Raw genomic sequence first — 25689 nt, 5'->3', positions numbered from 1 at the left:
AAAAAACGCACCTCTATGGTGAAAACATATAGTATTTAAATAACAAATAAAATTTTTAAAATACCTACAGATAAAAGAGGCACCAAAGTTCATATTTTTCAAACTTAGTTATCTAAAACATGGATACGGTTAAGACATTAATTGATTTTCATATCTTTTTCATATCTATAAAAATCGATTATACCAACTGTCAGTTATTGGAACTTCCCAATAATTTTCAAAATCATATTTTGACTGTACTAAATTATCAAAAACAATAGTTTTAGGAGAAACGGCTTTTTCTTTTAATAGCTTTTTAAACGCTTTTATTTCTTTATACTGAACAAACTCTCCTTGTTTAAAACAAACATTCATTTTATCCAACAAATCAAGCTTATATTCATTTTGCAATGTTAAAATAAAGGAAACTTGTTCGTCTATGTCGTTATTCGTTAACTGAATATTATTTTCAGCAAAAAAAATAATAAAACGATTGTATTTTAACTCAAAAGAAGCCTGGAAATCCATTGAAGATTTTTTCCATGAGGAAACAAAAGAATGTAGTTTATTAATTATTTCGTCTACCTCTTGAGCATAAAACTTTCTACTGGCTGGGTAAACCCAGACTCTCGCCTCATCAGACAATGCACTACTTTCTATAAACATTCTAATTTTTATTCATTTAAAAAACCACTTAAGCATCCTATTCTTAAGCGGTTTTAATAACTTTTAATTTTAACTAGTTAAATAATGATAACAAATCATTTTCGGTATTCCTACCTTTATTTTTGTTGTACCAAATTTGCAAATCTTTTTTGAATTCTGGGTCTAATTTTCCATATTTTTCTTTATAATCTGCCACCATAGAAGTTGCCTCACTAGGCCTTGGCCCCCAAGTACCTAACACATTTGATTCATCATCAATTGCTATAAGCTTTGGAATTGCCTTTCCCCCATTTGTTAAAAACTGATCCATCAATTCTGGATTTTCATCTCTCAAAACAAACTTCAAATTAATTTTAGAATTCTGCTCTGCTATTTTATTTATTACTGGAATGTTTTGAGCTGCATCGCCACACCACCCCTCTGTTAAAACGAGCCATGTTTGTTCTTTCTTAACATTTTTAACTTTATTCTTTGTGTTTTCCGAAATCTCGATCGTTTTATCTAAACGATTCATTCTTTTATCATTTAAAATACTATAGTTTAGCAAATCGTCAGATTGAATTTCTCCAGTAGATTTTCCTTGTTCTATTAAGTCACTAACCAACGTTCTATATTGATCGTAAGATATGGCTTTTTCCAAGCTCTCTTCAATTAATTTCTTCATCTTTTAATCATTTTAAATAAGAGTCTTCATGTAAAAACTCTTCACAGTTATACTATTGTTACTTAGATAATTTAAGACGTAGTAATTCCGTATTCCTTACATCAATAATTCCTCATGTTTTCTTAAGTTCAAAATAATATCTTCTGTCATTTCGCTTAAGTCATAATTATGCTCCCAGCCCCAGTCTTTCCTCGCCGCTGAATCATCAATTATCCTAGGCCAAGAATCAGCAATATCTTGTCTAAAATCGGGCTTATATTGGATTTCAAAATCTGGAATATACTTTCTTATTTCTTCAGCAATTTCATTCGGTGTAAAACTTATAGCAGCTAAATTATATGATGTGCGGATTTTAATTTTTTCTTTTGTTGCTCTCATAATACCCACAGTTGCATTTATTGCATCTTCCATATACATCATTGGCAACCTTGTATCCTTTGATAAGAAACACTCAAAACTTCCATTTTTTAATGCTTCAAAATAAATATCTACCGCATAATCTGTAGTCCCTCCACCAGGTAACGATTTCCAACTAATAATACCAGGATAGCGTATACTTCTTACATCAACGTCATATTTTTGATAATAATAATTACACCAGTGCTCTCCTGCAACTTTACTGATCCCATAAACAGTAGTTGGTTCAGTTACGGTTTGTTGTGGCGTGTTAATTTTTGGTGAAGTGCTTCCAAAAACGGCCATTGAACTTGGCCAAAAAACTTTATTAATATGTTTTTCCTTAGCTAAATCGAGAACTACCAACAGCGATTTCATATTTAAGTCCCATGCTTTTTGAGGATACTTTTCTGCGGTCGCTGAAAGCATTGCTGCCATTAAATAAATCTCTTCAATGCCATACTCTTTAACTACATCAAGGATACGGTTTTTATCCGTAGCATCAATAATTTCGAATGGTCCTGACTCCATTATGTGCTTAGCTCCTTCTCTGATGTCAGAAGCGATAACATTTTCATTACCAAATTCTTTTCTTAAATTTTCTGTCAATGCCGTCCCTATTTGCCCACAGGCTCCTATGATTAATATTTTCTTCATTATTAATTATTCAAAAACACAACCATACAAAAGTATTAAATTTAAGATTTCATAAAAGAAAAATATGCTTTTTTAAACATTAATAAAAATATAAAGTTATTAGTTCTATTTGGTATGCACATCAAATTCAGTATTTTTACCAACATGATTAAAAATATAATATCCTTTAATATCTTTAGTTTTATACTGTTTGTTTTTTTCTTTTCTTGTAATTCTAAAAAGCAAAAAAATACCACAGACGACTTAGTTAAAATCTCTAAAATGCAACGAAAAAAAAAGCATAAAGCTAAAGATTTAGACAGTATCGCCTCAAATAACATAAAGCCTTGGAAAGAATATTTTGACTTAAAAGACTTTTTAAAAATTTATGAAAGTATTTCTTCAATAGAAGCTTTGAACAACTCTTTAGAACTTAAGCAACTTACGAAATTAGCTAAAGATAGTATTAACATTGAAGTACTAAAAACACCTTCATTTAACGCTAGAATAAACGTTTTTCAGAACGAAGTTTCTAGGTTATCCGACATGAGTAACATCCCTTCTATAACCGCTAAGGAAGTAGTTTTACAAGTAGAAAATATTTTTTTAACGTTTAACAGTCTAAACTCTAAAATTGAACATACTTTTAAGAAAAAAATGTTCAATGATTCTATTAAACTTGACAGTGTTTTTGATAAGCTAGAATAACATAAAAGATTAATAATATTTTCTTAAAACTTCAATGATTAAGTCTGTTTCGTACCCGCGATACTTTAAATAGTCAAAAATTTTTTTCTTTCGTTTGTATACTTCTTCGCCTTTCATTGCGCCATTCTTTTTTTCTGCTAAATTATTTAACACCTCCATATACTCATCTTCGTCTATTTCTTTTAGCGCAATTTTTATGTTCGTAGCACTTATATTTTTATAATTCAACTCTCTTATTATTCGATCTTTGCCCCATTTTTTAATTCTAAATTTCCCCCTTACAAAGCTTTTTGCAAACCGTTCCTCATTCAAATAATTGTTTTCTAGTAAATGAAGTAATATTTGTTCTTTCGCTTCTGGAATTAAATAATATTCAAATAATTTTTTCTCAACCTCCTTATGACAACGATCTTGATATACACAGTATCGTTCTATTTTTTTTTTAATTTCTTCTAATGTAAACCCTCTTTTCATTTTTAAATACAACTCCTTTTTTACAAACTATTAATTCTTATCATCAAGTCTCTTCTATAATTTTTTATAGCATTAAAATTACCCCTAAAGGAGAAAACAAAATTAAATTTAACAAAGCAAAGCGACATTAAATTTTTAGAAATTTTATTGCCCTACTTTATATTTAATACCTCTTATGGTTTATCACAAAAGAATACTAAACTATAAATAACAAAAAAAGCTAAAGCAATTAATTGCTTTAGCTTTTAAAAACGTTCATATTTTGTTATACACTACGAAGCCACATTTTAAACTTGGTGATTAAATAAAATAAAATTGGAACTACAATTAACGTTAAGAAAGTTGCTATAAAAAGACCATATATTACCGTCCAAGCCAAAGGTCCCCAAAAAATAACATTATCTCCTCCAATATAAATGTGGGGATTAAACTCAGAAACCAATGTATAAAAATTGATATTTAAACCTGTTGCTAAGGGTATCAACCCTAAAATTGTTGTTATAGCAGTTAATAAAACTGGGCGTAAACGAGCTTTTCCTCCATTAACAATTGCCTCACTTAAAACATTTAAATCTAGGTAGTCTTCACTATTAATATTATGTACTATTTTTTTACGATCAATCAATAGTTGCGTATAATCAAGTAAAACCACTCCATTGTTTACTACAATTCCTGCTAATGAAATAATTCCCATCATAGTCATCATTATCACAAATGGTTTCGCTGTAATTATTAATCCTCCAAAAACTCCAATTAAACTTAAGAAAATAGCCAACATAATAATTGCTGGTTTCGACACAGAATTAAACTGGAAAATTAAAATAAAGAATATCAATCCTAATCCTGCGAAAAAAGCCCCCATTAAAAACGACATTTGTTTTTCCTGTTCCTCTATTTGCCCTGTATAATCAATTTTAATATCGGCAGGTTTATCTTCAAAAGACTTCATTTCATTCTGAACCTTAGCCACAATTGCAGTAGCATCTGTAAAACCAGGAGCTAAAGCTGAGTAAACAGTTACAATACGTTTTGCACGTTTATGTTTAATTGCACTATACCCCGATGTATTCTTTTGGGTTGCCACAGCAGATATTGGAATTGTTTTAATTTGCCCATTAGATGGATCTCTAAAAGTAATTTTCTGATTAAAGATAGCACTTGTATTATATCGGTTATCTTTATTAAAACGAACGTAAATATCATAATCCTCTCCATCTTCTTTATAAACCCCTGCTTTGGAACCAAAAATAGAATTTCTTAATTGCTGTCCTACTTGAACAGAACTCACACCTAGTTCCCCTGCTTTTTTTCTATCTACATTAACCAACATTGCTGGCTTAGATTTATTTACATCAATCTTTAATTCATCAATACCAGGAATATTTTTAGTATTCAGATAATCTCTCATTTTTTCTGCTGTAACCACGAGTTGATCATAATCCTTACCCTCCAATTCAATATTAATCGGATATCCTGCTGGTGGACCAACAGGATCTTTCTCTACAGAAATTGAAAGACCTGGATAAATTCCTTTTAAAGCTTCTGTTATCTTTTTTTGTAACTCCTTACTATCTTCTCCTCTTCTAAACTTATATTCTCTCATAGAAGCTGTAATTTTTCCTCTATGCGGCATTTCTGCTGTGGAACCACCATCTGTCTGTGGATTTCCTGAACCTGCCCCTACCTGAGAAACAGCACTCTCTACTAAAAAATTATACCCATTATCAACATACTCTGGCGAATTTATAACAGCGTAAACACGCTCTTCTAAATCCTTCATAATCATATTGGTCTTTTCAATATCAGTCCCTTGAGGATACTCGATATAGACAACTATTTGATTTGGAGTGTTATCTGGAAAAAATTCAACTTTGGTTCGTTGGCTTTTTATAGATCCTCCAAACCCAATGAAAGCTACAAAAAGCAATACTATGGTTACTACAACAATTGCAGTTGGCCTATATCCTTTCAAAGCAATTCTCAAAACACGCTCGTAAAAAAGCTCCCATCTTGGTAAAACTTTATTTTGAAAAGAATTTGCTAAAGGTCTTAATGCCAACCTATATACCCAAAGCATAATTGCTGTAAATAGCATTATCGTTCCTAATGCTCTATAGGCGCCACCAAAAATAATAATTAGTAATCCTAAGCCACCAGTAATAGAAGATATTGTTATAATGCGCTTCATAGGCATATTTTTATCTTCCACTGTCATGAGCTGTGAAACCATTACAGAATTAAAGAAAATTGCCACAAATAGTGAAGACCCTAATACAGCTGACAAGGTAATTGGAAAATACTTCATGAACTGTCCCATAACACCTGGCCATAATGCAAGAGGTACAAAGGCTGCAACCGTTGTTAATGTTGATATAATAATTGGAAATGCAATTTCTCCGATTCCTTTTTTTGCTGCTTCAATCCTAGACATTCCTTCGTCCATTAAGCGGTACACATTTTCAACAACAACAATACCGTTATCCACTAGCATTCCTAGCCCCATAATTAATCCGAACAGAATCATGGTATTCATTGTATAGCCGAACCAGTCCAATATCATCAATGACATGAACATGGACATAGGAATCGCAAAACCAACAAATAAAGCATTTTTGAATCCTAAAAAAAACATTAATACCAACACCACCAAAATCACCCCGAAAATAATATTATTGACAAGATCATCAACCTGTCCTATTGTTTTGGAAGACTGATCATTTGCAATGGTGACTCTAAGGTTGGTTGGAAATACATTTCTTTTTGTTTCTTCTACAATTTTTTGAATTTTATCTGCTGCCTCCACCATATTCATTCCAGAACGCTTTTTAACATCGAGCATTACAACCGGAGCACCAAATTCACGAGCATAAGTTGTTTTATCTTTATCCTTAAAAGTTATCACTGCAATATCTTTTAGATATATAGAATTTCCTCTTTCAGATTTTACCACGAAATCTTGCAATTCTTGTGGTTGCTCAATTTCACCTAAAATACGTATTGTACGTCTTTGACCACTTGCTATTAAATTTCCGGCCGACATGGTTAGGTTACCACTATTAACTGCATTTAAAATATCTTGAAAGCTCACTTTTGCCGCCATCATTTTATAGATATCTACAGCAATCTCTACTTCTTTTTCCTCCGCTCCTCTTATATCTACCTTTTTTATTTCAATTAAATTCTCTATTTCATCTTCCAAATACTCTCCATATTCTTTTAATTTATCAACAGGGTAATCTCCAGAAATATTAATATTCAAAATGGGCATTTCTTCAGATATACTCAATTCAAAAACGTTGGGTTCTACCTTTGCTCCATTAAATGTTGGCCAATCTTCTCCTGAGACCTTTTGATCAATTTCATCTTTAACTTTTTGCTTCGCCTGATCTACAGTAATTTTTTCATCAAACTCAACAATAATCATTGAATAATCTTCTTGTGAAGTTGAAGTTAGCTTTACAACATTACTAACTGTTTTCAGCTTATCTTCTAATGGATCCGTTATTAATTTTTCAACATCTTCTGCTGTATTCCCAGGATATATTGAACTTATATAAATTTTAGTTTCTCGAATTTCAGGAAAGTTTTCTCTTGGCATATTCACAAAAGCTGAGATACCAAGAATAAGAATTAGCGTTATTAAAACATAAATAGTCGTTTTATTACTAATTGCCCAAGAAGACATGCCAAACTCTTTATTGACTTGTTGTTTTTGCTTTTCAGTCATTAGTTTTATTTTTATATTTTTTCAGAAATAGCTAATATTTTAACCTCTTGATTATCTTTAACGCTTCGTGCTCCTTCTTTTACAATTTGAAAACCTACTTCCAACCCTGACAACACTTCTATAATATCTCCTTGTGTTTTTCCTGTACTGATAATTACTTTCTTTGCTTTTCCAATCGAATTCTTTATATCCTTTATTACATACACATATTGTTCTCCATTTGCATTTTCAGAAATGATACTTTGTGGAATTAAAATTGATTTTGGATTCGTATAATCATTGATGCGCAACTTTGCAGTTAAGTTAGGCTTTATACTTCTATCTTTATTAGCAACTCCTATTTCTACTTTAAAGGTTCTATTGGCTGGGTTTATAAAATTTCCAGCTTGACGAACTTTTGAATCTACTGTTTTTCCTAACACTGGAAATTCAACTCTTACCTCTTTTCCTTTTTTGACAGAACTAATATAACTTTCTGGAACATCAGTTTCTATATACATATCGTTTAGATTCACAACTCTAAAAATTTCAGAACCAGGCCCTGGTGCTACAATAATTCCTTGTTCTTTAATTACATCATCCACAATCCCTGAAAAAGGAGCCTTTACAACACTTTTATCTAATTGCTTTTTAATCTGATTAGCCGATTTGGTTAAGGCTTCGTAATTTGTTTTTGTTTGTAAATATTGAATCTCTGAACCTATTTTCTGATCCCATAGTCTTTTTTGACGATCAAAAGTAGTTTTCGCTAAATTCATTTGTGTTTCAATTTGAGCTAATTGCTGGCTAAGCCCTCCATCATCAATTTTTGCCAAAGCTTGCCCTTTTGCTACATATTGTCCTTCTTTAACATAAATTTTCACCAATTGACCTGGCATTTCAGGATACACAAGAACATTTTTCTTAGTCTGAACATTTCCTTGTAAATCCAAGTAATGCGTAAAAACACTTTCTTCAACTTTAAAAGTGGTGATTAAAGGAACTTTTTTACTCGTATCTAGCTTTGCTATTTCAGCATCGAGTAATTTAATTTGCGAGGCTAACAATTCTTGCTTTTCATTCAGCAAATCTTTTTTAGCTCTTATTTTTTGAATATCCTTTGTGCTTATAACCGAGTCTACTGTTTTCTCCTTACTTCCACATGAAGCTAGAAGAGAAACAATAAAAGTGTGTAGTAAAATCCTTCTCATTCGTTTATTATTTTATAGATATGTTTAGTGCGTTTTCTAATTTTACTTTTTTTGCAATAACGTTCAACATAGATTGAACGTATTGATTTTGCTGAGTATACAACTGATTTTGAGACTGAAGCAAATCAAAACTACTTGACAACCCTTCAAAAAACTTAATTTGCTGTTTCTTTTCAATACGTTCAGCTAATCCTAAATTCTTTTTAGCGGTTTCGTAATTACCAATGCTTAATTGGTATTCACTTTTAGCTACCTCCGCTTGTAAGTTAAGTTTTTGACGTGCCTCCTCCATTCTGATGTCCGCATTTTCAAGTTCAATTTTTGCTCTTGCTGTTTTTGCTTGTCTACCAAAACTACTAAAGATAGGTAAATTCAAGCTAACCCCTAATAAAGAATAATCAAACCATCGTTGCTTTGCATCAAAAAAACTAAATGTATTTGAATTTGAGTTAGCTCCATAGTTTACAAATGCTGATAAACTTGGAAGGGCTTTACTTTGCTCAAGCCTCATTAACAATCGCTTGCTTTCTCTTTCATTTTCAACCATACGAAAATCAATGTGCTTTTCAACATCAAATTCATACGCAAGAAGATCTAAGTTAGTACTTGAAACCACCAAATTATCTAGTGTATCTGATAGCTCTAATCTCTTCTCTATCGAGTTACCCAATGCTATATTTAGCATTTTATAGGCTATCAAACTCATTCTTTTTGCATTTCTAAGGTTATTCTCTACATTTCCTAACGTAATTTGTAACTGCTCTACTTTTTCTTGCTCCATCAATCCATTTTCATATGTTTTTTGAGCTTCGAATAAATTCTTTTTAAGTACGCGAAGATTATTTTCTAGGATTTGAATAGTTTTTTCAGTTATGAGCACATTACCATAGGCATTGATAACCGCCTCTCTGGTTGCCATTTCTGTTTTCTCTTTTGCCTGTTCTGATATTTTCAAGTAAGTTTTAGCGGACTGTAACCCTACAAGGTAAGAGCCATCAAATATCAATTGTGTTAACGTTACAGAAGCATTCATTGTTTGATCGGGTGCAAACTTTATAGCCTGAAAAGTACCTGGCGCTCCACCTGTAAACTCTGCTGGTAGGAAAGCCACCTGTTGTTTTAACCAGTTCTGATAGTCTAATTTACCATTTATTTGAGGTAAACCGATAGTTGTTGTTTCCCACTTTCTTTCCTTAGCACCTTCAATGTTTTTTGATGCTATTTTATTTTCGTAGTTATTCTTAATTGCATAATCAATTGCCTCTTGCATTGATAAACGTAATACCGTTTCTTGTGCTAGTAGTATGCTAGTAAAAAATAACATGAATATACTGAATATGTATTTTCTCATTGTTTTCACTATTTTTTGTTTATGATTTCTAATTGTTTTTCTAGCTCTTTAATTCCTTTTTCTGTAGCAATAGCTCGTATATGATATTCTAAAACCTCGTATTCTGCTTTGATAATTTCCTGCATATTCAAAAAACTATCTGACTCGAACACTTGATGTATAATGGTAAAAAAGAAGCCGCTTACCACCTCTTTTTTTATATCACTTCTGTATAATTTTTGATCAATTCCCTTGGTAAGATTATCAATATTACACTCGCGAAACATGCGTAATTCCCTTTCCATCAACAACCCATATGTTTCTGGATAATATTTCTTTAGCTGAAACATGGGAGAATCTTTTGCATTTTTAAACATTTCATCAAAAATCGCCTTTACTGCAAACTCCTCTTCTATTGCATTGTAATTTTGAGATTTTACAAATGAAATTGCTTTTTCTATGGAGTTTTGAAAGGAAGCAGTAGTAGCATTTATCAACGTTATTTTATTTGAAAAATACTTGTAAAGTGTTTTTTTTGAGATTCCCATTTTTGATGCGATATCATCCATGGTTACACTTTTAAAACCTAAGGTTAAAAATAACTCTCCTGCTATTTCTAAAATTTTATCCTCCATTATAAATCTTACTTTGCGATTGCAAATGTACACAAGGAAACTTTAGAAACAAAAAAAGTTTCCTTGGTTTTTTGTTTTTTTCAACTGCTTTTTTTCAAATACCTTTATTTGTCCTATTTTTATCAAAAATTTAAAAATTGGATTTATTAAATTATCATTCAGAATTTATAGCTCACCTACATCAACAAGACTATACAAGAACTCCTAAAAATCTTTACGAACCGATTGACTACATTTTACAATTAGGAGGTAAAAGAATAAGACCTATTTTAACTTTAATAGGCGCTGATATTTTTTCAGAAAATTTTAAAAAAGCACTTCCTGCTGCTTTAGCAGTTGAAATTTTTCACAACTTTACGCTGATTCATGATGATATTATGGACGAAGCTCCTTTGAGGAGAGGAAAGGAAACAGTTCATGAAAAATGGAATCTTAACACGGGGATTCTCTCGGGAGATGCAATGTTAATTTTAGCCTATCAATACTTTGAAAATTACGAACCCGTAATTTTTCAAAAACTGGCTCAATTGTTTAGCAAAACCGCGCTAGAAGTTTGCGATGGGCAACAGCTTGATATTGATTTTGAAACGAAAAACGATGTAACCATTGATCAATACCTCCAGATGATTACGTTAAAAACATCTGTTTTATTAGGTGCTGCTCTAAAAATGGGGGCGATTGTAGCAAAAGCCGATGAAGCACAAGCGCAATATTTATATGATTATGGTTTGAACTTAGGTATTGCTTTTCAGTTACAAGACGATTACTTAGATACTTTTGGAGATTCTAAAACTTTTGGTAAACAAATTGGCGGAGATATTATCGAAAACAAAAAAACCTACTTGTATTTAAAAACTTTGGAGGTGGCCAATGATGCCGATATTAAAGATTTAATTTCTTTTTATAACGGTAATGAAAAAAATAACAAAGAAAAAATAATTGCTGTTACCGCTATTTTTCAGCGTAACGAAATACCTACACTTACAAAGCAACTTATTGAAAAATACACAAATAAAGCTTTTAGTTGTATTGAAAAACTTTTAATTAACGATGAAGCGAAAATGGGACTACGCCAATTAGGGCTTAATTTAATGAGCAGAAATGTTTAAAAATTGTTGGATATTCTAAAAAAGTTTATATATTTGCACACCGAAAATAACCGGTCCTATAGCTCAGTTGGTTAGAGCACCTGACTCATAATCAGGGGGTCCATGGTTCGAGCCCATGTGGGACCACCTTTCGCAAAGCATCAATTAAAAATTGATGCTTTTTTTGTGGTTTTTATCAAATCTCCTAGCATTAATCCTCTTTTAATAAGAGACCAAAAAAGCTGTAGGTAAATTGATGTTTTATATTGATTTATTAGAAATAAACATAATTTTTAGTGCTCTACATGGATTTACTCAGTGCCTCACTTCGATATTATAAAACATATAAAAATTAAAGACAGAAGATCTTCTTTATAGTAATACAATAAAGATCATTTATACATTACATTAAGAAAGATTCTAAAAAAACATAGCAAAAACCATACTCCAAACCTCAACATTTTTTACAAAAAAACCCGCTCAAAAATTGAGCGGGAAAATTGCTATGAAAAAGAACTCAAGACGTCTCTTGAGCGGTTACAAAGTTACTATATTTTTTAATAATAAAACGTAAATAAATGCCTAAAAAAACTTTTTTCACTAGCTTTTATAGTAAGTAATTCTATATAAACTCATTGGAATAAAAAAAATATTTTCAACCTCAAAAACACCGTAAACACTGGCTTTATTATATTTTTTTATATAGTTTCGTCGTTGAAAAAAAATAAAAAAATAGCGTTATGAGAAAGAAAGCACAGCTTCTTTTTCGAGATTGCATTTTGCATTTTTTCTCTATACAATATTTAACCAAATACCATACTTAAAAACAAAATTATATGGGAATCAAAAAGAAAAAAAAGGGATACAGATCTACCCTAATATTACTTGTTCTTGGAAGTTTATTATTAGGCAACTGTGATAACGATTTGAAACTTGCAAAAGCAATACCAAATAATGAATTTCCAGTCTTACAAAACGATGCACTAGGATTAAAGGCTGCTAAAAATTTTCTGGATGCTACTTTAGCAGATACACTTCTACTTCACTGTACAAAAAACGTATCTCCTAATCAACATGCAAATTTTAAAGCCCATATTGATTGGGGCACCGCAGAAAAAACAAAAGCAGTTAGAATGCAAAACATGGTTATTGCTGCTGATTGCGCCCCAAATTGGAATATTAAGCACAAAAGTAAAGTGCTCTTGCAAAAAATAAATGGAAAAACAAAAGCATACATTATCACAGTTGTTCCAATTGAAAAAGATGTGGAAGGAAAAATTAAAAAGCAAAAAGTTTTTGTTCACTCAATACATGGTGAATTTAAAAAGGGGTATTATCTGTACAATTACCATCAGTACAAAACATTTAAACTTACAAAGCCCAGCCATAAGATAAAAAAGCACCCCAATGATCTTGCGTTTTGGATTAACGCCCCAATAATGTTTATCAATAACACACTGCAATCAACAATATACCCTAATTGGACACTCGAGCAATGGCAAAAAAATGCATCTACAGAAGTAACGGAAAACAATAACGGCACCTACACTTCAAACCAAATACCGATGCCTTTTTCGTGTGACATTCAATACGAAAGTGTGATTTCTGGAATTAGCATATTGCTAGCAAAAGAAGAAGTAATTTATGAAACAAATATCACTAAAGCAATAATTGATCAAGCCGTCCCTTTAAAAGAATTTTGGACACGTCAATACCTAGACTCTTTTGCAAATGTACCTTTAAATACCAAATTAGAAGTGCTCGGAATTGATAGTGCGCAACAGCGCCATTTTACCCCGCAACATAAAGCCATTGCTGATATTCTTTATAAAGCTAACGCAGAAAAATACCATTACACTAAGCAAAGTAACTTTAAAAACAAGGTTCCCTATTACGCACAGCAACTCAACAAGCACCTACTTAGATTGGCTAAAGAAAATAAGCTTCATGTTCTTGATACGCCGTTTAAAGTTTTCTTAAAACAGTTTACAAAGCATAGTAATATTCAAATAGCTGAAAGATTGGGCGTAAAATACATTATACAATCACAACTAAACCAACAAGATACAGGGCTTCAAAATCTTTGGAGAGCAGCGATCAGCTATATCAATGAAGGACAACAGATAGCCAACCCATTTCCTGCTTTTGGAAGCTTTTGTGATATTGTTGACGGTAATTTATACATGGTAGAAGGTGACTTTTTAAACATAAACCAAAGCTTTACTGGTATAGTACCTGTATTTGGACAAAGTAATGCTGCTACCAAAGTAACCAAATTAGTAGATAAGACCACAAAGCGCTATAACCTAACCAATGTATCTTTAAAACTAGCTGAAAAAATATTAAAACACTATGGCGAAACCTATACTAAAACCGTAAGAAAAAGTAACCGTATTCACAACAAAATACATGAAACTACTATATTTAAAATTGCCAATGCAAAGAAGGTAGTACATTTTGGAAATAGAGAAAATACGAACTACCGACTAGACGATTTAATTATGGAAGGAGAAGAGGCATACCATATTATTGTAGCTGGCTTATCAAATCATGAGCTAATACAAAAAGCAGCCTTGGGTAAACAATACTTTAACCTACACCATCCTGATTTTAAGATACCTTTACCCAATAATTTTAAAAGAGAAAAACAGAAACAGTACAATGCGATTTTAACCATGGCAGCCGATAAGCTACTTCGAAAATACGGACATGACAATGACCTTTGTTATAAGGCTGCTAAAGCTCTTACGCAAAGCGCCCAACAACTGTTTAAAAAACATAAAAACGCAGATATAAAAGAAATAGCTGCCACACTTTTACCCATTGTTGACCTTCTTAAAATATAACAAACGCCCCCAAATTTGGGGGTTTTTATTGCAGAATACATAAAAACTTTTACTTTGTTACTTTCATAATAAATAGTATTGGATGTAGCTATTTTAGAATCATATGATTCTTTTTATCAATGCCTATTTTAAAACCAAGAATCTTTTATTGTAAGCGAGGCTACTTTGTAATCTTCGCCATCAGGTGGTAAATACCCTTCTCCCTTTTCATTGGTTAGCATGTATACCGTTTTATTATTAAACGTGAATTCATGCCAAGTATTCTTTTTTACACGACCTCCATGATCATAGGTAACTTTCTTCCAATTTTTATGAGTTCTCGTATTGAAAATTTCTGAATCTTTTGTTCTTTTAATCGGTGGGGCAAAATATTCTTGATCTTTCCAATATTGTTCTCTTTCTAACTGTTGCGCTGGCGTAGCTTCTGGGGTTAGAATACCTGTACTATAGTATAACGGAGGAGGAAATCCTTCGGCTTTTCTGCGTTCAAAATCTTTTTGTCTATATGAGTCAAAAGTACTACCTGGCGGCAAAGGACGATTTTTATCCATATACCAAACCATAAAGGACCAAAATGGTGTATCTAATATAGAAAAAGTATATGAGGTAATATTATTTAGGTGTTTTATTTTTAAAGCTGAAGCTCCATAACGTCCAATACTACCAATAAAAATTGGTATGTCATTAAATTTAATATTTATAAGATTTCCTAATAAAAAATTAGGATAACTAATTATTTGATTTTTTCTGTCTAGAATAAATAATTTTTTTTTCTTTTTTAGCAATAAATAAATTATTTGAGCTGTACCAAAAAAAATTGGTATGCTATAAAAATATAATGCTCTATCTTTTATTTGCAATAAAAAAATAGATAGCAAGCCAATAACTTCACAACAAAAAACTGTATCTTCTTCACCTCAAGAATCTGTTGCTGATGCTATTGAAAAAATAAAAGAGTACGGTGGATTTGCTTTTGTAGAAAATATTATAGACGGCTACTCCAACCTAAACCCTAAAAGAAAAGCTAGGAAAAACCTTTTTCTGAATGATGATCAATGGAAAGGTGAGAGAAAGAATTTAAAAAATAAACTTTCTGTTTGGTTAGAAATTTTAAAAAGTAGTGACCAAACTGATGAAATGATAGATAAAGCTAAGGAAAAGTCATTAAAAACCGAAGAACTTTTAAACTTCAACCTAAAGAGTGTATTAGATAAGACTAAAAACTTAGAGACTGCATACAGATCAACAGCGTTATTTTATAAAAATACCGATAGAGATAAGGTGAAAAATATCACGATACTAAATGCAGACCTTGATCAAGTAAAAGACTTAGAAAACCCTCTTTTTATCGATTATGTTTCAAATGAAATTAAGCAAAATTTTGATAGATTAGATTTAAGATCAAATTACTCTATCCTAGTTATTCCAGGCTATTTAGGTTCAAATGCAGTACTTAATAAATGGTCAAAAATTGCCTATGAAAATAAAGCCGTATTGTTAACTGATTTTCAAGACCTAGAAACTCCTGATGATGTGATTGATATGTATGCTAATGTAGATCATTCTGGGCAGGAAAATTATAAATCGAATACGCTAATGACTTGTAACTGGCTTCTTGGCAGAAGAAAAGAAGATGCTGTAGGAGAAGAAGATGATCTGTGTGTGCCTCCTTCATCAGCTTTAGCTGGTAAAATATATGACACCTTAATGTCTCAAGTAGTTGCCGGTAAGAAATTTGGTGATATTAATGAAGTAGAAAGTGTGCGTTTTGACCTTAAAAAAAGTGAAATTTCAGAGATTGAAAAATTAGGACTTGTTCCAATGGTAAACGAATATAGTAAAGTGATGGCTTTCTCTGCCAAAACACTTTTTAATGGAGATAATTTAGGCTTACAAACCTATTCTGTAGTTAGAGTATTCGATCATATTACAAAAGTTTTATTCGACTTTTTAAACCGTCGTGCTTTTGAAAACTGGAATTCAAGAACCGAAGCCGATCTTCGTCGTCAAATTGTTAAATTCTTAGATGATATACAAGGTCCTACAAAACTAATTGAACGTTTTAGAGTTATGAAAATAGAACAAGATCAAACGCAAAAAGATCGTGTTTTATTAGATATACATATCACACCTTATTTTCCTTCTAAAAGCTTTGTTATCCAACTAGACGGCCATAAAGGAGATGGACCTGAAGATGCTGTGTGGCATAGTGAATATAAACAAGAATAAGAACATGCTTGTTGAAATAAGTTACTTAGACTTAGGCTAAAAAAGTATTGTTGTAACTTATTTAACAATACTAATAAAGTTAAAAAACAAAGGTAATGATTCTTATCATTGCCTTTGTTTTCCTCTAATTCCGCTAAAATAATTTGTTTTTCAGTTCTATTTTATTATTTACCGTACACAATAACAAATGTTACTTATTATTTGAAATCATCGCGAAACTTTATTCTTTCTATTTTTCACCTCAACCTACTCTTAACTTAAAGAACAGACTCTATAAAGCTATAATCTTTCCAAAAGACATTCCTTTTAAGGTTTCAAATAGTTTAGTTTATTTGACTCCTTAAACGCTTTCTCTTTTTCTGTTAACGTTTTATTTTTAGGAGCAATATCCCAATTAATTTCAGGCTCTTTTTTTACCGTATTTTTTTTAAGCTCCTTTTTATCCATTTTCAATTTCTTTTTTCGAGCTCTTTGTTTTTCTTTTTCTTTTTTCCGTAAGGTTATTTGTGATTTGGTTGCCATGTTTTTGAATTTAATTAATAAAAGTATAGGCCTTCCCTAATTTTCCTGACCTACCTGTTCTTCCTATCCTATGAATATAACTATCCATTGTCATCGGTAGCTGATAGTTAATCACATGAGAAACATTATCTACATGAATCCCTCTCGCCGCAATGTCAGTTGCTACCAGTATTTTTATTTCACCTGATTTAAATAATCTTATGGCTCTATTGCGGTAACTCTGTGACTTACCTCCATGAATTGTCCCTGATATTAAGCCCGAATTTTGAAGTTTTTTATGAATCCTGTCGGCTCCTCTTTTAGTTTCTAAAAAAAGTATAACTTTTTTAAAGGTATCTTTATTTAGCAATTTTAACAAAATATCAAATTTATTTTCTGAGGCTAAAACTTCTACCATATTTTGTTCCACATTCTCACTAGAATTTAATCCTGATGATACATTCAAATAAACTGGTGAATCAACAAGTTCATTGATCAAATTCTCTTGAGACGGTTCTTTAGTTGCTGAAAAAAGAATGGTTTGCTCTCTTTTTGACATTATTGATGAAATTTTACGAACATCTCTAATAAACCCCATATCTAACATTCTATCAAACTCATCCAAAACCAATATTGAAACCTCCTCTAATTCGATCGCTTTACGGTCAATTAAGTCTCCCAATCTTCCTGGTGTAGCGACCATAAAACGATGTTTATTTCTGGCTATTGCAATATCTTTATTTATGTTTGTACCTCCCACAAAACAAGATGCCGACAAGCCCATTTTTTTTGTTAAGGACATAAACTCTTCCTTAACCTGTTGCGCTAACTCCCTAACAGGCACAATAACAAGTGCCGTTTTCTCTTTACTTAATAGCATTTGGTGAATAATTGGAATTAAAAAAGCAGCCGTTTTGCCTGTGCCCGTAGCTGCAATACCAACTAAATCGTTTTTATTCAGTAATGGCTCTATCGATTTTTCCTGAACCTCAGTAGGATTTGCATAACCTTTTGACGCAATGGTTGCTTTGAGTTTTTGATGAAGTTTACTTTCGCTAAAGGTATGTTTTGAAACATAAACTAGTTCTTGTTTGGTTTCTATTGCAGTTGATAATTCCGCTGTTCTTCTTATTTTTTGAAGTACTTTATTCTTCTTAATTATATTTTTTTTATCACTATTTTGTTTGTGTTTTACACTTTTCATTTTTTTTGAAGTTTTTACATCATTATCTTTAAACTCTTAGAAAATTATTTCCTAAGCTGCTAAAACACCCTCAAAAGAAAATTAAAAAATGTTACGAACAAGGTATTGAAAAAGTGATTAGTAAAGTAATAATCACTATTAAAACTATTATGATAAATTCTATTTCATTAGGTCAATAAAATTTATCTATTGGCGAAAATAAATACCACCATTATAAAGCTAAATAGTTTTTCAATAAAAGAAATGATTATTCTCTAAATCTATATTTTAGAGAAATAAGCTAAAGATTGATATTACTGATCCCCTTTATGGAAATCATTTATAAATTACGGTCTATTTTTTGTAAATATTAAGGCAAAATGACAAAGTTTTTTTTATCAAACCTTTGTCATTATAAATACCTTAAAATAAACTATTCGATTAATTCAACATCAACAGCGTTCAGACCTTTTCTTCCGCGTTCTGTTGAATATTGTACCTTATCATTTTCTCTAATATCATCATTCAAACCTGAATTATGTACAAAAATTTCTTCTCCTGTTTCTGAACATTTAATAAATCCGAATCCTTTTGCATTGTTGAAAAATTTTACTGTGCCTTCTTGCATCTTTACTTAATTTTAAATTATTAATACTATCTTGTTAAAGAAAGAACAACCATATACTTAATTATAAAACTTATAACTTTGACCATCTGATACAAAGTAAAAGAATTTAAAAAAACACTTAAAAAAATAAAGTAAGATGTAATAAGGGAAGTAAGAGGAGTAAACTCAAAAAACTAAATACTAAATACTACCTTAAGATTGAAAAGGTGTTCCACTTGAACAGGTCAAAGGTATGGTTTATTTTTGATAAAAAAACATTTTTATCAAAAACATTTAAAAAAACAAGCGCTTTTTTGTTTTTTTTTCATCAAAAACATAGGAAAGAGTAACTTAGAAACAGGTAACTTTCCTAACTAATACTAAACTATTATTTCAAAATCATTCAACGTCATAAAAATCAAATTACTTAAGAAGTGCCTAATTACACTTTTAACTATTCCTCTAACCTATTTGTTTATTTCAATAATACTGTCCTTAATTACAGTTAAACGGTTAAGTAAAAATAAGAAGTTAGAAAAAACTATTTACCTGAGCTCAAATGGAGTTCACTTAGACATCTTAATTCCAAAAGAAAATATTCAAAATAAATTATTAAACAGCTTATATTATAAAAATAACGACACCTATTTTGCTTTTGGTTGGGGTGAAGAAAACTTTTATCTGAACACACCTAGCTGGAAAGATATTAGCATCCTAAACAGCATTAAAGCTTTGTTTTTAAAAAATAAAACTTTAATCCATGTAACACGTTATCAGCAAAAACGATCAACTTGGATTGAAATAAAAATAAGTACTATAGCGCTTAAAAAATTAAATAACTACCTCTATAATTCATTTCAAAAAAACAAATACGGTTCTACAATTATTCTAAAAAACAAAGGTTATTCAAATAAAGATAATTTTTACCATGCCAAAGGACGTTATTCCTGTTTCAAAACATGTAATAGCTGGGTGAATTCAGCATTTAAAGAGAGTGGATTAAAATCATGCTTTTGGACACCTTTTGATATTGGCTTAACAAGTAAATACAATTAATTAGTTTAATTTTGAATTATTTAACTTTTATTTAAGTATGTATTTTTATTCGATTATTGGTTGGTTTGGCGCTATAATTTACTTAATAGCCTATGCCCTTTTGAGCTTAAATCGACTGAAATCTGATAAACCAACATATCATGTTTTAAACATATTAGGAGCATGTGCTTTGATTGTCAACGGAATACCCAGAAATGACTTTCCTGCAATCTTTTTAAATGCTGCATGGGGCCTAATAGCAGTTATTGCAACATTGAAAACAAAACAAAAAAAAGACTAATAATATACCAATAAGCCTTTTGCATGAGACGAAAATAACTCAACCCTTTTTAAATACTCTTCATCTTCTTTCACAAAAGCTCCTAATGTATAGTATGCACCGTCAACCAATGAAAATATCAGTCGCGTTAATTCTTCAATTTTAGTATTCTTCAAAACACCGTTTAGTACTGCCTCACTAAGCTTAATTCTCAATACCTTAACTAACTCTTCATGATGCAGTCTAAAATTCTCTTTAACAGTATCATTTTGATAAATTAATGCATAAAAACTATAAAAAACCCCATCATCAATATACCCTCCCCAATCTCTACTAAATAGTAAATCTATATATGATTCAATATCTTCTTTGGAAGTCATTGTATATTTAGAGCTATCATTTAAAAAAACAACATATCTATCTAAAATAAAAGTATTTAACGAAAGAACCAAAGCTTCTTTACTTTCGAAATAATGTAGCACAAGCCCTTTACTTATTTTCATGGCTTCTGCTACTTTTCCTATAGAAGCGTTCTCTAGTCCGTCTTTTTTTGCTACTTCATAAAATGCATTTATAATTTCTTTTTGTCTTATATCTGTTAGCGATTTTCTGCCCATCATTTTTGTATTTCACCATTGATAGGTTATTTTATTTCATATCGTTAGTAAACGAAAAATAAAACACTAACTATCAAAATATTAAAAAGACAGGCAATCTAGTAAAATTTAAAGTGACTAACAAAATTGTTGATAAGAAACTATTAATTAACCTAAACTACAGTAAAAGCAACCAATTTCAAAAACTTTATAAGATAGAGTATTAGTTTTTTACCACTAAGACAATAAAAGAATTAAGCCACAATATCTAAAGCTCACCAATACATTGTTTAATTTATACCATTATTGCTAGTTTATTTCGAAAGAAAATTTACAATAAAGTAGCTTGAAGCATATAAATACCTGCTAGATGTATAAAATTATCTAGGAGGTACTTTCTCTTCTCACATAAAAAAGTTGTTTAGAAATCTTGTTACCATAAACTAAAACATCACTATCCCTCACTTTCACTGAAATAACTTAGCATCTGTTCTTTTACTTCTTTATGTAGCTTATAGGTCTTGTTTTTTCAGGACTGAAGTTTTCTATAGTAATTTCTTCTCCGTCCTAAAACTTGAGATGAATATCTCCTATGGTATTTATAATTTTACTATTAGTAATGTGCCCACCATCTTTATAATAAAAACAATCGCATATATCATAAAATTGTTGCTGCGTTCAAATATCACCTGCTTCAAACCAAGCTTTGATTTGCTCTAATGAGTTTTTCGTTTTAATTTATTTGACAGTTAATCATTAATGTAAAAGTATTGTTACATCAGGAAAAACTCTATTTTTAAGCTTCTAAAGTCTGTAGTTTCAATAAATCTTATTAATTATTGAATAAATCTATTACAAATAACGATATGATAATTTTCTTGACCACCAAGAATAAACTAACAACTATCTCAACAACATCAACTTAAACAACAATCCTAAAAACAATATGAAATAAACTTATAAGGAAATTTGTTAATTTTTTATGTAGTATATTTTTTTGGTTGCTAACTGAATACTCGCTTTTTTTGAATGTAATAATTACTCAAAATCATAGTTTCTTTTTTCAATTATTTTTTCATCAAAGCATTTAAAAAGCAAAAAATAAAACAGTTATTATTTTTATCTCAAGCGCTTACTAAATGATTCCAAATACGAAAAATTACTGATTAATATGAAATAACTAAAAACAACAGATTTCTTTTGTTTTTTGAAATAAAACAATTCTTTAGTAATAGTCCGTTGAAAGTAACTAGCCAATTTTATGTAATTTAGAGACATACTTACCGATGACATCAAACTCTAAATTTACCGTAGACCCAATCTTAAAAGTATTGAATGTAGTATGCTCCAATGTAAAAGGTATAATCGCTACACTGAACTCATTTCTTTTAGAATTCACAACTGTTAAACTTACACCATTAACCGTTATGGATCCTTTTTCTATTGTTATGTTATCACCATTAAAATCATATTTAAATGTAAAAATTGTACTACCTTCAGCATTTTCAATACGAATACACTCTGCTGTTTGATCAACGTGTCCTTGCACAATATGTCCGTCAAGCCTAGCGCCTAATTTCATACCACGTTCAAGGTTTACGGTTTCATTTACCTTCAAATTCCCTATGTTGGTCTTATCTAAAGTTTCTTTAATTGCTGTTACGGTATATTCATCATCTTCAATTGCAACAACAGTTAAACACACTCCATTGTGTGCAACGCTTTGATCGATTTTCAGCTCATTCGTAAATTGACTTTTAACAGTTAAATGCAAGTTTTCTTGTTCTTTTTCTAATCTTGTTATAATCCCAAGAGTTTCAATTATTCCAGTAAACATTCTCTAAATTTTAATTACTTTTGCTTGGATCAAAAATACGACTTTAGAAAACGTAACTATGGACAAATCAAACAAAATTATTGTTGGCATTTCGGTTGGAGATATTAATGGAATAGGTATTGAAATTATACTGAAAACATTTGAAGATAAGCGTATGCTTGATTTTTGCACTCCTGTTTTATTTGCCTCCAACAAAGTAATTTCTATCCATAAAAAAATTCTAAAACTTAATAATAGTATTCAAGTTCTTCAAAATGTAGATAAAATTACACATGAAAAGATAAACCTTGTAAACGTCTGGAAAGAAGACGTTAAGCTTGAAATAGGAAAATTGACCGAAAACGGAGGAAAATACGCTTTTTTTTCGTTGAAAGCGGCAGTTGAAGCTCTTAAAAGCAACAAGGTAGATATTTTAATAACAGCCCCTATTAATAAAGAAAATATTCAGTCTACAGACTTCTCTTTCGCTGGTCATACAGAATACTTAGAAAATGAGCTACAAGGTAAAAGTCTAATGATTTTAGTAGCTGAAAAGTTACGGATAGGCTTAATAACAGGACATATCCCTGTTTCTAAAGTATCAGAAACTATTACTCCTGAGCTTATCAAATCGAAAGTAGAAATTATGTATAATTCGTTAAAGCAAGATTTCAATATTAATAAACCTAAAATTGCAGTACTTGGGTTAAATCCTCATTGTGGTGATAACGGTGTAATCGGTTCCGAAGATGACAAAATTATTAAACCAACTATAAAAGAGATTCAAACAACGGGTAAATTAGTTTATGGTCCATATCCTGCAGATGGCTTTTTTGGTTCTAAAACTTATGAGCAATTTGATGGTGTACTAGCAATGTATCATGATCAAGGTTTAGCGCCTTTCAAAGCACTTTCGTTTGGCAATGGCGTTAACTTTACTGCTGGATTAGATAAAATAAGAACTTCGCCAGACCATGGGACTGGGTTTGATATTGCAGGAAAAAATAAAGCCAATCATCTGTCTTTTCAAGAAGCATTATTTAGCTCTTTACAATTATATAAAAATAGAATTGAATACCAAAAACTTATAAAAAACGCGCTAAAATCTTAAATTTTTAAAAAAAAACTGTGCACTATATTTATAAGAACATTTTTTGTATATTTGCAGGCTCAAATTGGTATTATAAATGAAAGACTTAAAAGATTTCAACATATCCTTTATAGGATTAAAACAGGGAAGTCATTTATTTGAGTATCAAATTAATAAAAAGTTCTTTGATGCTTATAATTTTGATGAATTCAACAATTGTAATATTGCTGTAAATGTTAATTTAGAAAAGAAAAGCACCTTTTTAGAGCTTGATTTCAATGTTAAAGGATTTGTGAATGTCCCTTGTGATATTACAAGTGAACTATTTGATCAAAAAATTAAAGGAGATTTACATTTAATTGTAAAGTTTGGTCATGAGTTTAATGATGACAATGAAGATGTGTTGATCATTCCTCACGAGGAATACCAAATTAACGTCTCACAATATATATATGAACTAATCATTTTATCAGTTCCTAGTAAAAGAATACATCCAAAAGTTTTGGATGGCACCATGAAATCAGAAGCATTGAAAAAGCTAGAAGAATTAAAAATAAAAGAAAATAATCCTATTAAAAATCAGGATTCAACAGACCCTAGATGGGATAAATTAAAGGATTTACTAACAGATAAATAAAACATAAAATGGCACATCCTAAGAGAAAAATATCTAAAACTAGAAGAGACAAAAGAAGAACACATTACAAAGCTTCTGTTCCTCAAATAGCGGTTGATCCAACTACTGGAGAAGCTCATTTATATCATAGAGCTCACTGGCACGAAGGAAAGTTGTACTACAGAGGTCAAGTAGTTTTAGAATCAAAAGTAGCTGAGGCATAATACATAAGACCTTTTAATAAATATATAAAACCCTCTTTTTGAGGGTTTTTTAGTGTATTTGAAGTAAAAAAAGTAAGTTTTCATTTTTTTTTCTTTAAAAAAGTGAAATAAATTTCATTTCTTTGGTCTCTCGTTTTACAACAATACAAACAACTATGACTAAAATAACTGCAGCTATTACAGCAGTAGGAAAATATGTTCCTGAGCATACTCTTACAAATAAAGAGCTTGAATCTATGGTTGATACCAATGACGAGTGGATAACCACCAGAACGGGTATAAAAGAACGTAGAATTTTAAAAGAGGAAGGTGCTGGAACATCATTTATGGCTATTAGAGCAGCCGAAGATCTATTAAATAAATCTGGAGTAAATGCCTCTGAAATTGAAGTGGTCATTGTTGCCACGGCTACGCCTGATCTTCCTGTAGCTTCTACAGCAGCCTACACTGCTTCTAAAATAGGAGCTATAAATGCATTTTCTTATGATCTACAAGCTGCTTGTTCTAGTTTTTTGTATGCCATGTCAACTGCTTCAAGATACATAGAGAGTGGTCGGTATAAAAAAGTTTTAGTGATTGGTGCTGATAAAATGTCTTCGATTATCGACTATACAGACAGAGCTACTTGTATTATTTTTGGTGATGGTGCAGGCGCTGTTTTATTTGAACCTAATTCAGAAAATTTAGGTTTACAAGATGAATATTTACGTAGTGATGGAATCGGTAGAGAATATTTAAAAATTGAAGCTGGGGGATCAATACTTCCTTCTTCAGAGGAAACAGTAAAAAAAGGTCAACACTTTGTTCATCAAGAGGGTAGAACCGTTTTTAAATTCGCTGTATCCAATATGGCTGATGTTGCCGAAAAAATGCTAGTTCGTAATCACCTAACAAAAGAAGATATTCAATGGTTAGTACCTCATCAAGCCAATAAAAGAATCATTGAAGCAACTGCAAATAGAGTAGGTTTAGAAGAAGAAAAAGTTATGATGAATATCCATAAATATGGTAATACTACATCAGCAACTTTACCATTATTATTAGCGGATTACGAAAAAGACTTAAAAAAAGGAGATAACTTAATTTTTGCTGCATTTGGTGGAGGCTTCACTTGGGGAGCCATCTACTTAAAATGGGCGTATAATTCAAAAAACCAAACAACTTAAATTTAGG

24 protein-coding genes and 1 tRNA gene are annotated in these 25689 nt (G+C 30.9%); 11 read left to right on the top strand and 14 right to left on the bottom strand.

All coding sequences use genetic code 11. From position 1 onward, the window contains the following. Positions 1-165 precede the first annotated feature (165 nt). The 3 genes from ACSIGE_RS11420 to ACSIGE_RS11410 form a co-directional block, all read right to left on the bottom strand. On the bottom strand, positions 166-645 hold the full coding sequence (locus tag ACSIGE_RS11420) for an ABC transporter ATPase (RefSeq protein ID WP_440879999.1): 480 nt from the start codon (positions 643-645) through the stop codon (positions 166-168). Positions 646-718: 73 nt separating this feature from the next. Next, positions 719-1309 carry a thioredoxin family protein gene (locus ACSIGE_RS11415; protein WP_440879998.1) on the bottom strand — a complete coding sequence of 197 codons (591 nt, stop codon included), beginning with the start codon at positions 1307-1309 and terminating at the stop codon, positions 719-721. A 96-nt stretch (positions 1310-1405) separates the two neighbouring features. After that, positions 1406-2362 carry an NAD-dependent epimerase/dehydratase family protein gene (locus ACSIGE_RS11410; protein ID WP_440879997.1) on the bottom strand — a complete coding sequence of 319 codons (957 nt, stop codon included), beginning with the start codon at positions 2360-2362 and terminating at the stop codon, positions 1406-1408. Between the two features lie 261 nt (positions 2363-2623). Between ACSIGE_RS11410 and ACSIGE_RS11405 the strand changes: the two genes are divergently transcribed. Further along, entirely contained in the window at positions 2624-3049 is a 426-nt protein-coding gene (locus ACSIGE_RS11405; protein ID WP_440879996.1) for a hypothetical protein, read from the top strand. A gap of 9 nt (positions 3050-3058) precedes the next feature. Here ACSIGE_RS11405 and ACSIGE_RS11400 read toward each other — a convergent pair whose 3' ends face one another. The 5 genes from ACSIGE_RS11400 to ACSIGE_RS11380 form a co-directional block, all read right to left on the bottom strand. Further along, complete coding sequence (locus ACSIGE_RS11400; protein ID WP_440879995.1) at positions 3059-3523, bottom strand: regulatory protein RecX; 465 nt, start codon at positions 3521-3523, stop codon at positions 3059-3061. A 265-nt stretch (positions 3524-3788) separates the two neighbouring features. After that, on the bottom strand, positions 3789-7250 hold the full coding sequence (locus tag ACSIGE_RS11395; protein WP_440879994.1) for an efflux RND transporter permease subunit: 3462 nt from the start codon (positions 7248-7250) through the stop codon (positions 3789-3791). Positions 7251-7261: 11 nt separating this feature from the next. Further along, positions 7262-8440, bottom strand: coding sequence for an efflux RND transporter periplasmic adaptor subunit (locus ACSIGE_RS11390; protein WP_440879993.1), 1179 nt, complete (start codon positions 8438-8440; stop codon positions 7262-7264). A 7-nt stretch (positions 8441-8447) separates the two neighbouring features. Beyond that, a complete protein-coding gene (locus tag ACSIGE_RS11385; protein WP_440879992.1) occupies positions 8448-9791 on the bottom strand; it encodes a TolC family protein in 1344 nt (447 codons plus the stop codon). Between the two features lie 8 nt (positions 9792-9799). Then, complete coding sequence (locus tag ACSIGE_RS11380) at positions 9800-10405, bottom strand: TetR/AcrR family transcriptional regulator (RefSeq protein ID WP_440879991.1); 606 nt, start codon at positions 10403-10405, stop codon at positions 9800-9802. Positions 10406-10542: 137 nt separating this feature from the next. Between ACSIGE_RS11380 and ACSIGE_RS11375 the strand changes: the two genes are divergently transcribed. The 3 genes from ACSIGE_RS11375 to ACSIGE_RS11365 all read left to right on the top strand — a co-directional run bounded on the left by ACSIGE_RS11375 (position 10543) and on the right by ACSIGE_RS11365 (position 14339). Next, positions 10543-11514 carry a polyprenyl synthetase family protein gene (locus ACSIGE_RS11375; RefSeq protein WP_440879990.1) on the top strand — a complete coding sequence of 324 codons (972 nt, stop codon included), beginning with the start codon at positions 10543-10545 and terminating at the stop codon, positions 11512-11514. 52 nt (positions 11515-11566) lie between these two features. Next, positions 11567-11640: transfer RNA gene (locus tag ACSIGE_RS11370), tRNA-Ile, on the top strand. Positions 11641-12329: 689 nt separating this feature from the next. After that, positions 12330-14339, top strand: coding sequence for a hypothetical protein (locus ACSIGE_RS11365; RefSeq protein WP_440879989.1), 2010 nt, complete (start codon positions 12330-12332; stop codon positions 14337-14339). A 128-nt stretch (positions 14340-14467) separates the two neighbouring features. On the opposite strand, the gene ACSIGE_RS11360 is transcribed toward ACSIGE_RS11365, so the two are convergent. After that, a complete protein-coding gene (locus tag ACSIGE_RS11360) occupies positions 14468-15124 on the bottom strand; it encodes a hypothetical protein (RefSeq protein WP_440879988.1) in 657 nt (218 codons plus the stop codon). Between the two features lie 82 nt (positions 15125-15206). On the opposite strand from ACSIGE_RS11360, the gene ACSIGE_RS11355 reads away from it, so the two are divergent. Beyond that, positions 15207-16568, top strand: a complete 1362-nt coding sequence (locus tag ACSIGE_RS11355; protein ID WP_440882214.1) for a DUF5458 family protein — start codon at positions 15207-15209, stop codon at positions 16566-16568. 306 nt (positions 16569-16874) lie between these two features. On the opposite strand, the gene ACSIGE_RS11350 is transcribed toward ACSIGE_RS11355, so the two are convergent. The 3 genes from ACSIGE_RS11350 to ACSIGE_RS11340 all read right to left on the bottom strand — a co-directional run bounded on the left by ACSIGE_RS11350 (position 16875) and on the right by ACSIGE_RS11340 (position 18880). Continuing rightward, positions 16875-17090, bottom strand: coding sequence for a hypothetical protein (locus ACSIGE_RS11350; protein ID WP_440879987.1), 216 nt, complete (start codon positions 17088-17090; stop codon positions 16875-16877). Positions 17091-17100: 10 nt separating this feature from the next. After that, positions 17101-18273 (bottom strand): DEAD/DEAH box helicase, encoded by a 1173-nt coding sequence (locus ACSIGE_RS11345; RefSeq protein ID WP_440879986.1) that lies wholly within the window; start codon positions 18271-18273, stop codon positions 17101-17103. A gap of 412 nt (positions 18274-18685) precedes the next feature. Beyond that, complete coding sequence (locus tag ACSIGE_RS11340; RefSeq protein WP_440879985.1) at positions 18686-18880, bottom strand: cold-shock protein; 195 nt, start codon at positions 18878-18880, stop codon at positions 18686-18688. Between the two features lie 450 nt (positions 18881-19330). Here ACSIGE_RS11340 and ACSIGE_RS11335 point away from each other — a divergent pair, with 450 nt between their 5' ends. Beyond that, entirely contained in the window at positions 19331-19915 is a 585-nt protein-coding gene (locus ACSIGE_RS11335) for a DUF2459 domain-containing protein (protein WP_440879984.1), read from the top strand. Positions 19916-19952: 37 nt separating this feature from the next. Further along, positions 19953-20195 (top strand): CBU_0592 family membrane protein, encoded by a 243-nt coding sequence (locus tag ACSIGE_RS11330; RefSeq protein WP_440879983.1) that lies wholly within the window; start codon positions 19953-19955, stop codon positions 20193-20195. Here the strand turns inward: ACSIGE_RS11330 and ACSIGE_RS11325 are convergent. Together ACSIGE_RS11325 and ACSIGE_RS11320 are read right to left on the bottom strand one after the other, a co-directional pair. Next, positions 20192-20794 carry a TetR family transcriptional regulator gene (locus ACSIGE_RS11325; RefSeq protein WP_440879982.1) on the bottom strand — a complete coding sequence of 201 codons (603 nt, stop codon included), beginning with the start codon at positions 20792-20794 and terminating at the stop codon, positions 20192-20194. The genes ACSIGE_RS11330 and ACSIGE_RS11325 overlap by 4 nt on opposite strands. 1225 nt (positions 20795-22019) lie before the next feature. Beyond that, the gene (locus ACSIGE_RS11320; protein ID WP_440879981.1) at positions 22020-22607 is read right to left on the bottom strand and encodes a riboflavin synthase; all 588 of its coding nucleotides are present in this window, start codon (positions 22605-22607) and stop codon (positions 22020-22022) included. Between the two features lie 58 nt (positions 22608-22665). On the opposite strand from ACSIGE_RS11320, the gene pdxA reads away from it, so the two are divergent. The 4 genes from pdxA to ACSIGE_RS11300 all read left to right on the top strand — a co-directional run bounded on the left by pdxA (position 22666) and on the right by ACSIGE_RS11300 (position 25682). Then, complete coding sequence (pdxA, locus tag ACSIGE_RS11315; RefSeq protein WP_440879980.1) at positions 22666-23697, top strand: 4-hydroxythreonine-4-phosphate dehydrogenase PdxA; 1032 nt, start codon at positions 22666-22668, stop codon at positions 23695-23697. Positions 23698-23773: 76 nt separating this feature from the next. Next, complete coding sequence (locus tag ACSIGE_RS11310) at positions 23774-24313, top strand: YceD family protein (protein ID WP_440879979.1); 540 nt, start codon at positions 23774-23776, stop codon at positions 24311-24313. An 8-nt stretch (positions 24314-24321) separates the two neighbouring features. Then, positions 24322-24516 carry a 50S ribosomal protein L32 gene (gene rpmF / locus ACSIGE_RS11305; RefSeq protein WP_440879978.1) on the top strand — a complete coding sequence of 65 codons (195 nt, stop codon included), beginning with the start codon at positions 24322-24324 and terminating at the stop codon, positions 24514-24516. A 155-nt stretch (positions 24517-24671) separates the two neighbouring features. Next, complete coding sequence (locus ACSIGE_RS11300) at positions 24672-25682, top strand: beta-ketoacyl-ACP synthase III (RefSeq protein ID WP_440879977.1); 1011 nt, start codon at positions 24672-24674, stop codon at positions 25680-25682. The last annotated feature ends 7 nt before the right edge of the window (positions 25683-25689 follow it).

The organism is Tenacibaculum profundi, from assembly GCF_052050075.1.
GTDB lineage: Bacteria > Bacteroidota > Bacteroidia > Flavobacteriales > Flavobacteriaceae > Polaribacter.
This window is presented reverse-complemented; position numbering and strand designations above follow the sequence as displayed.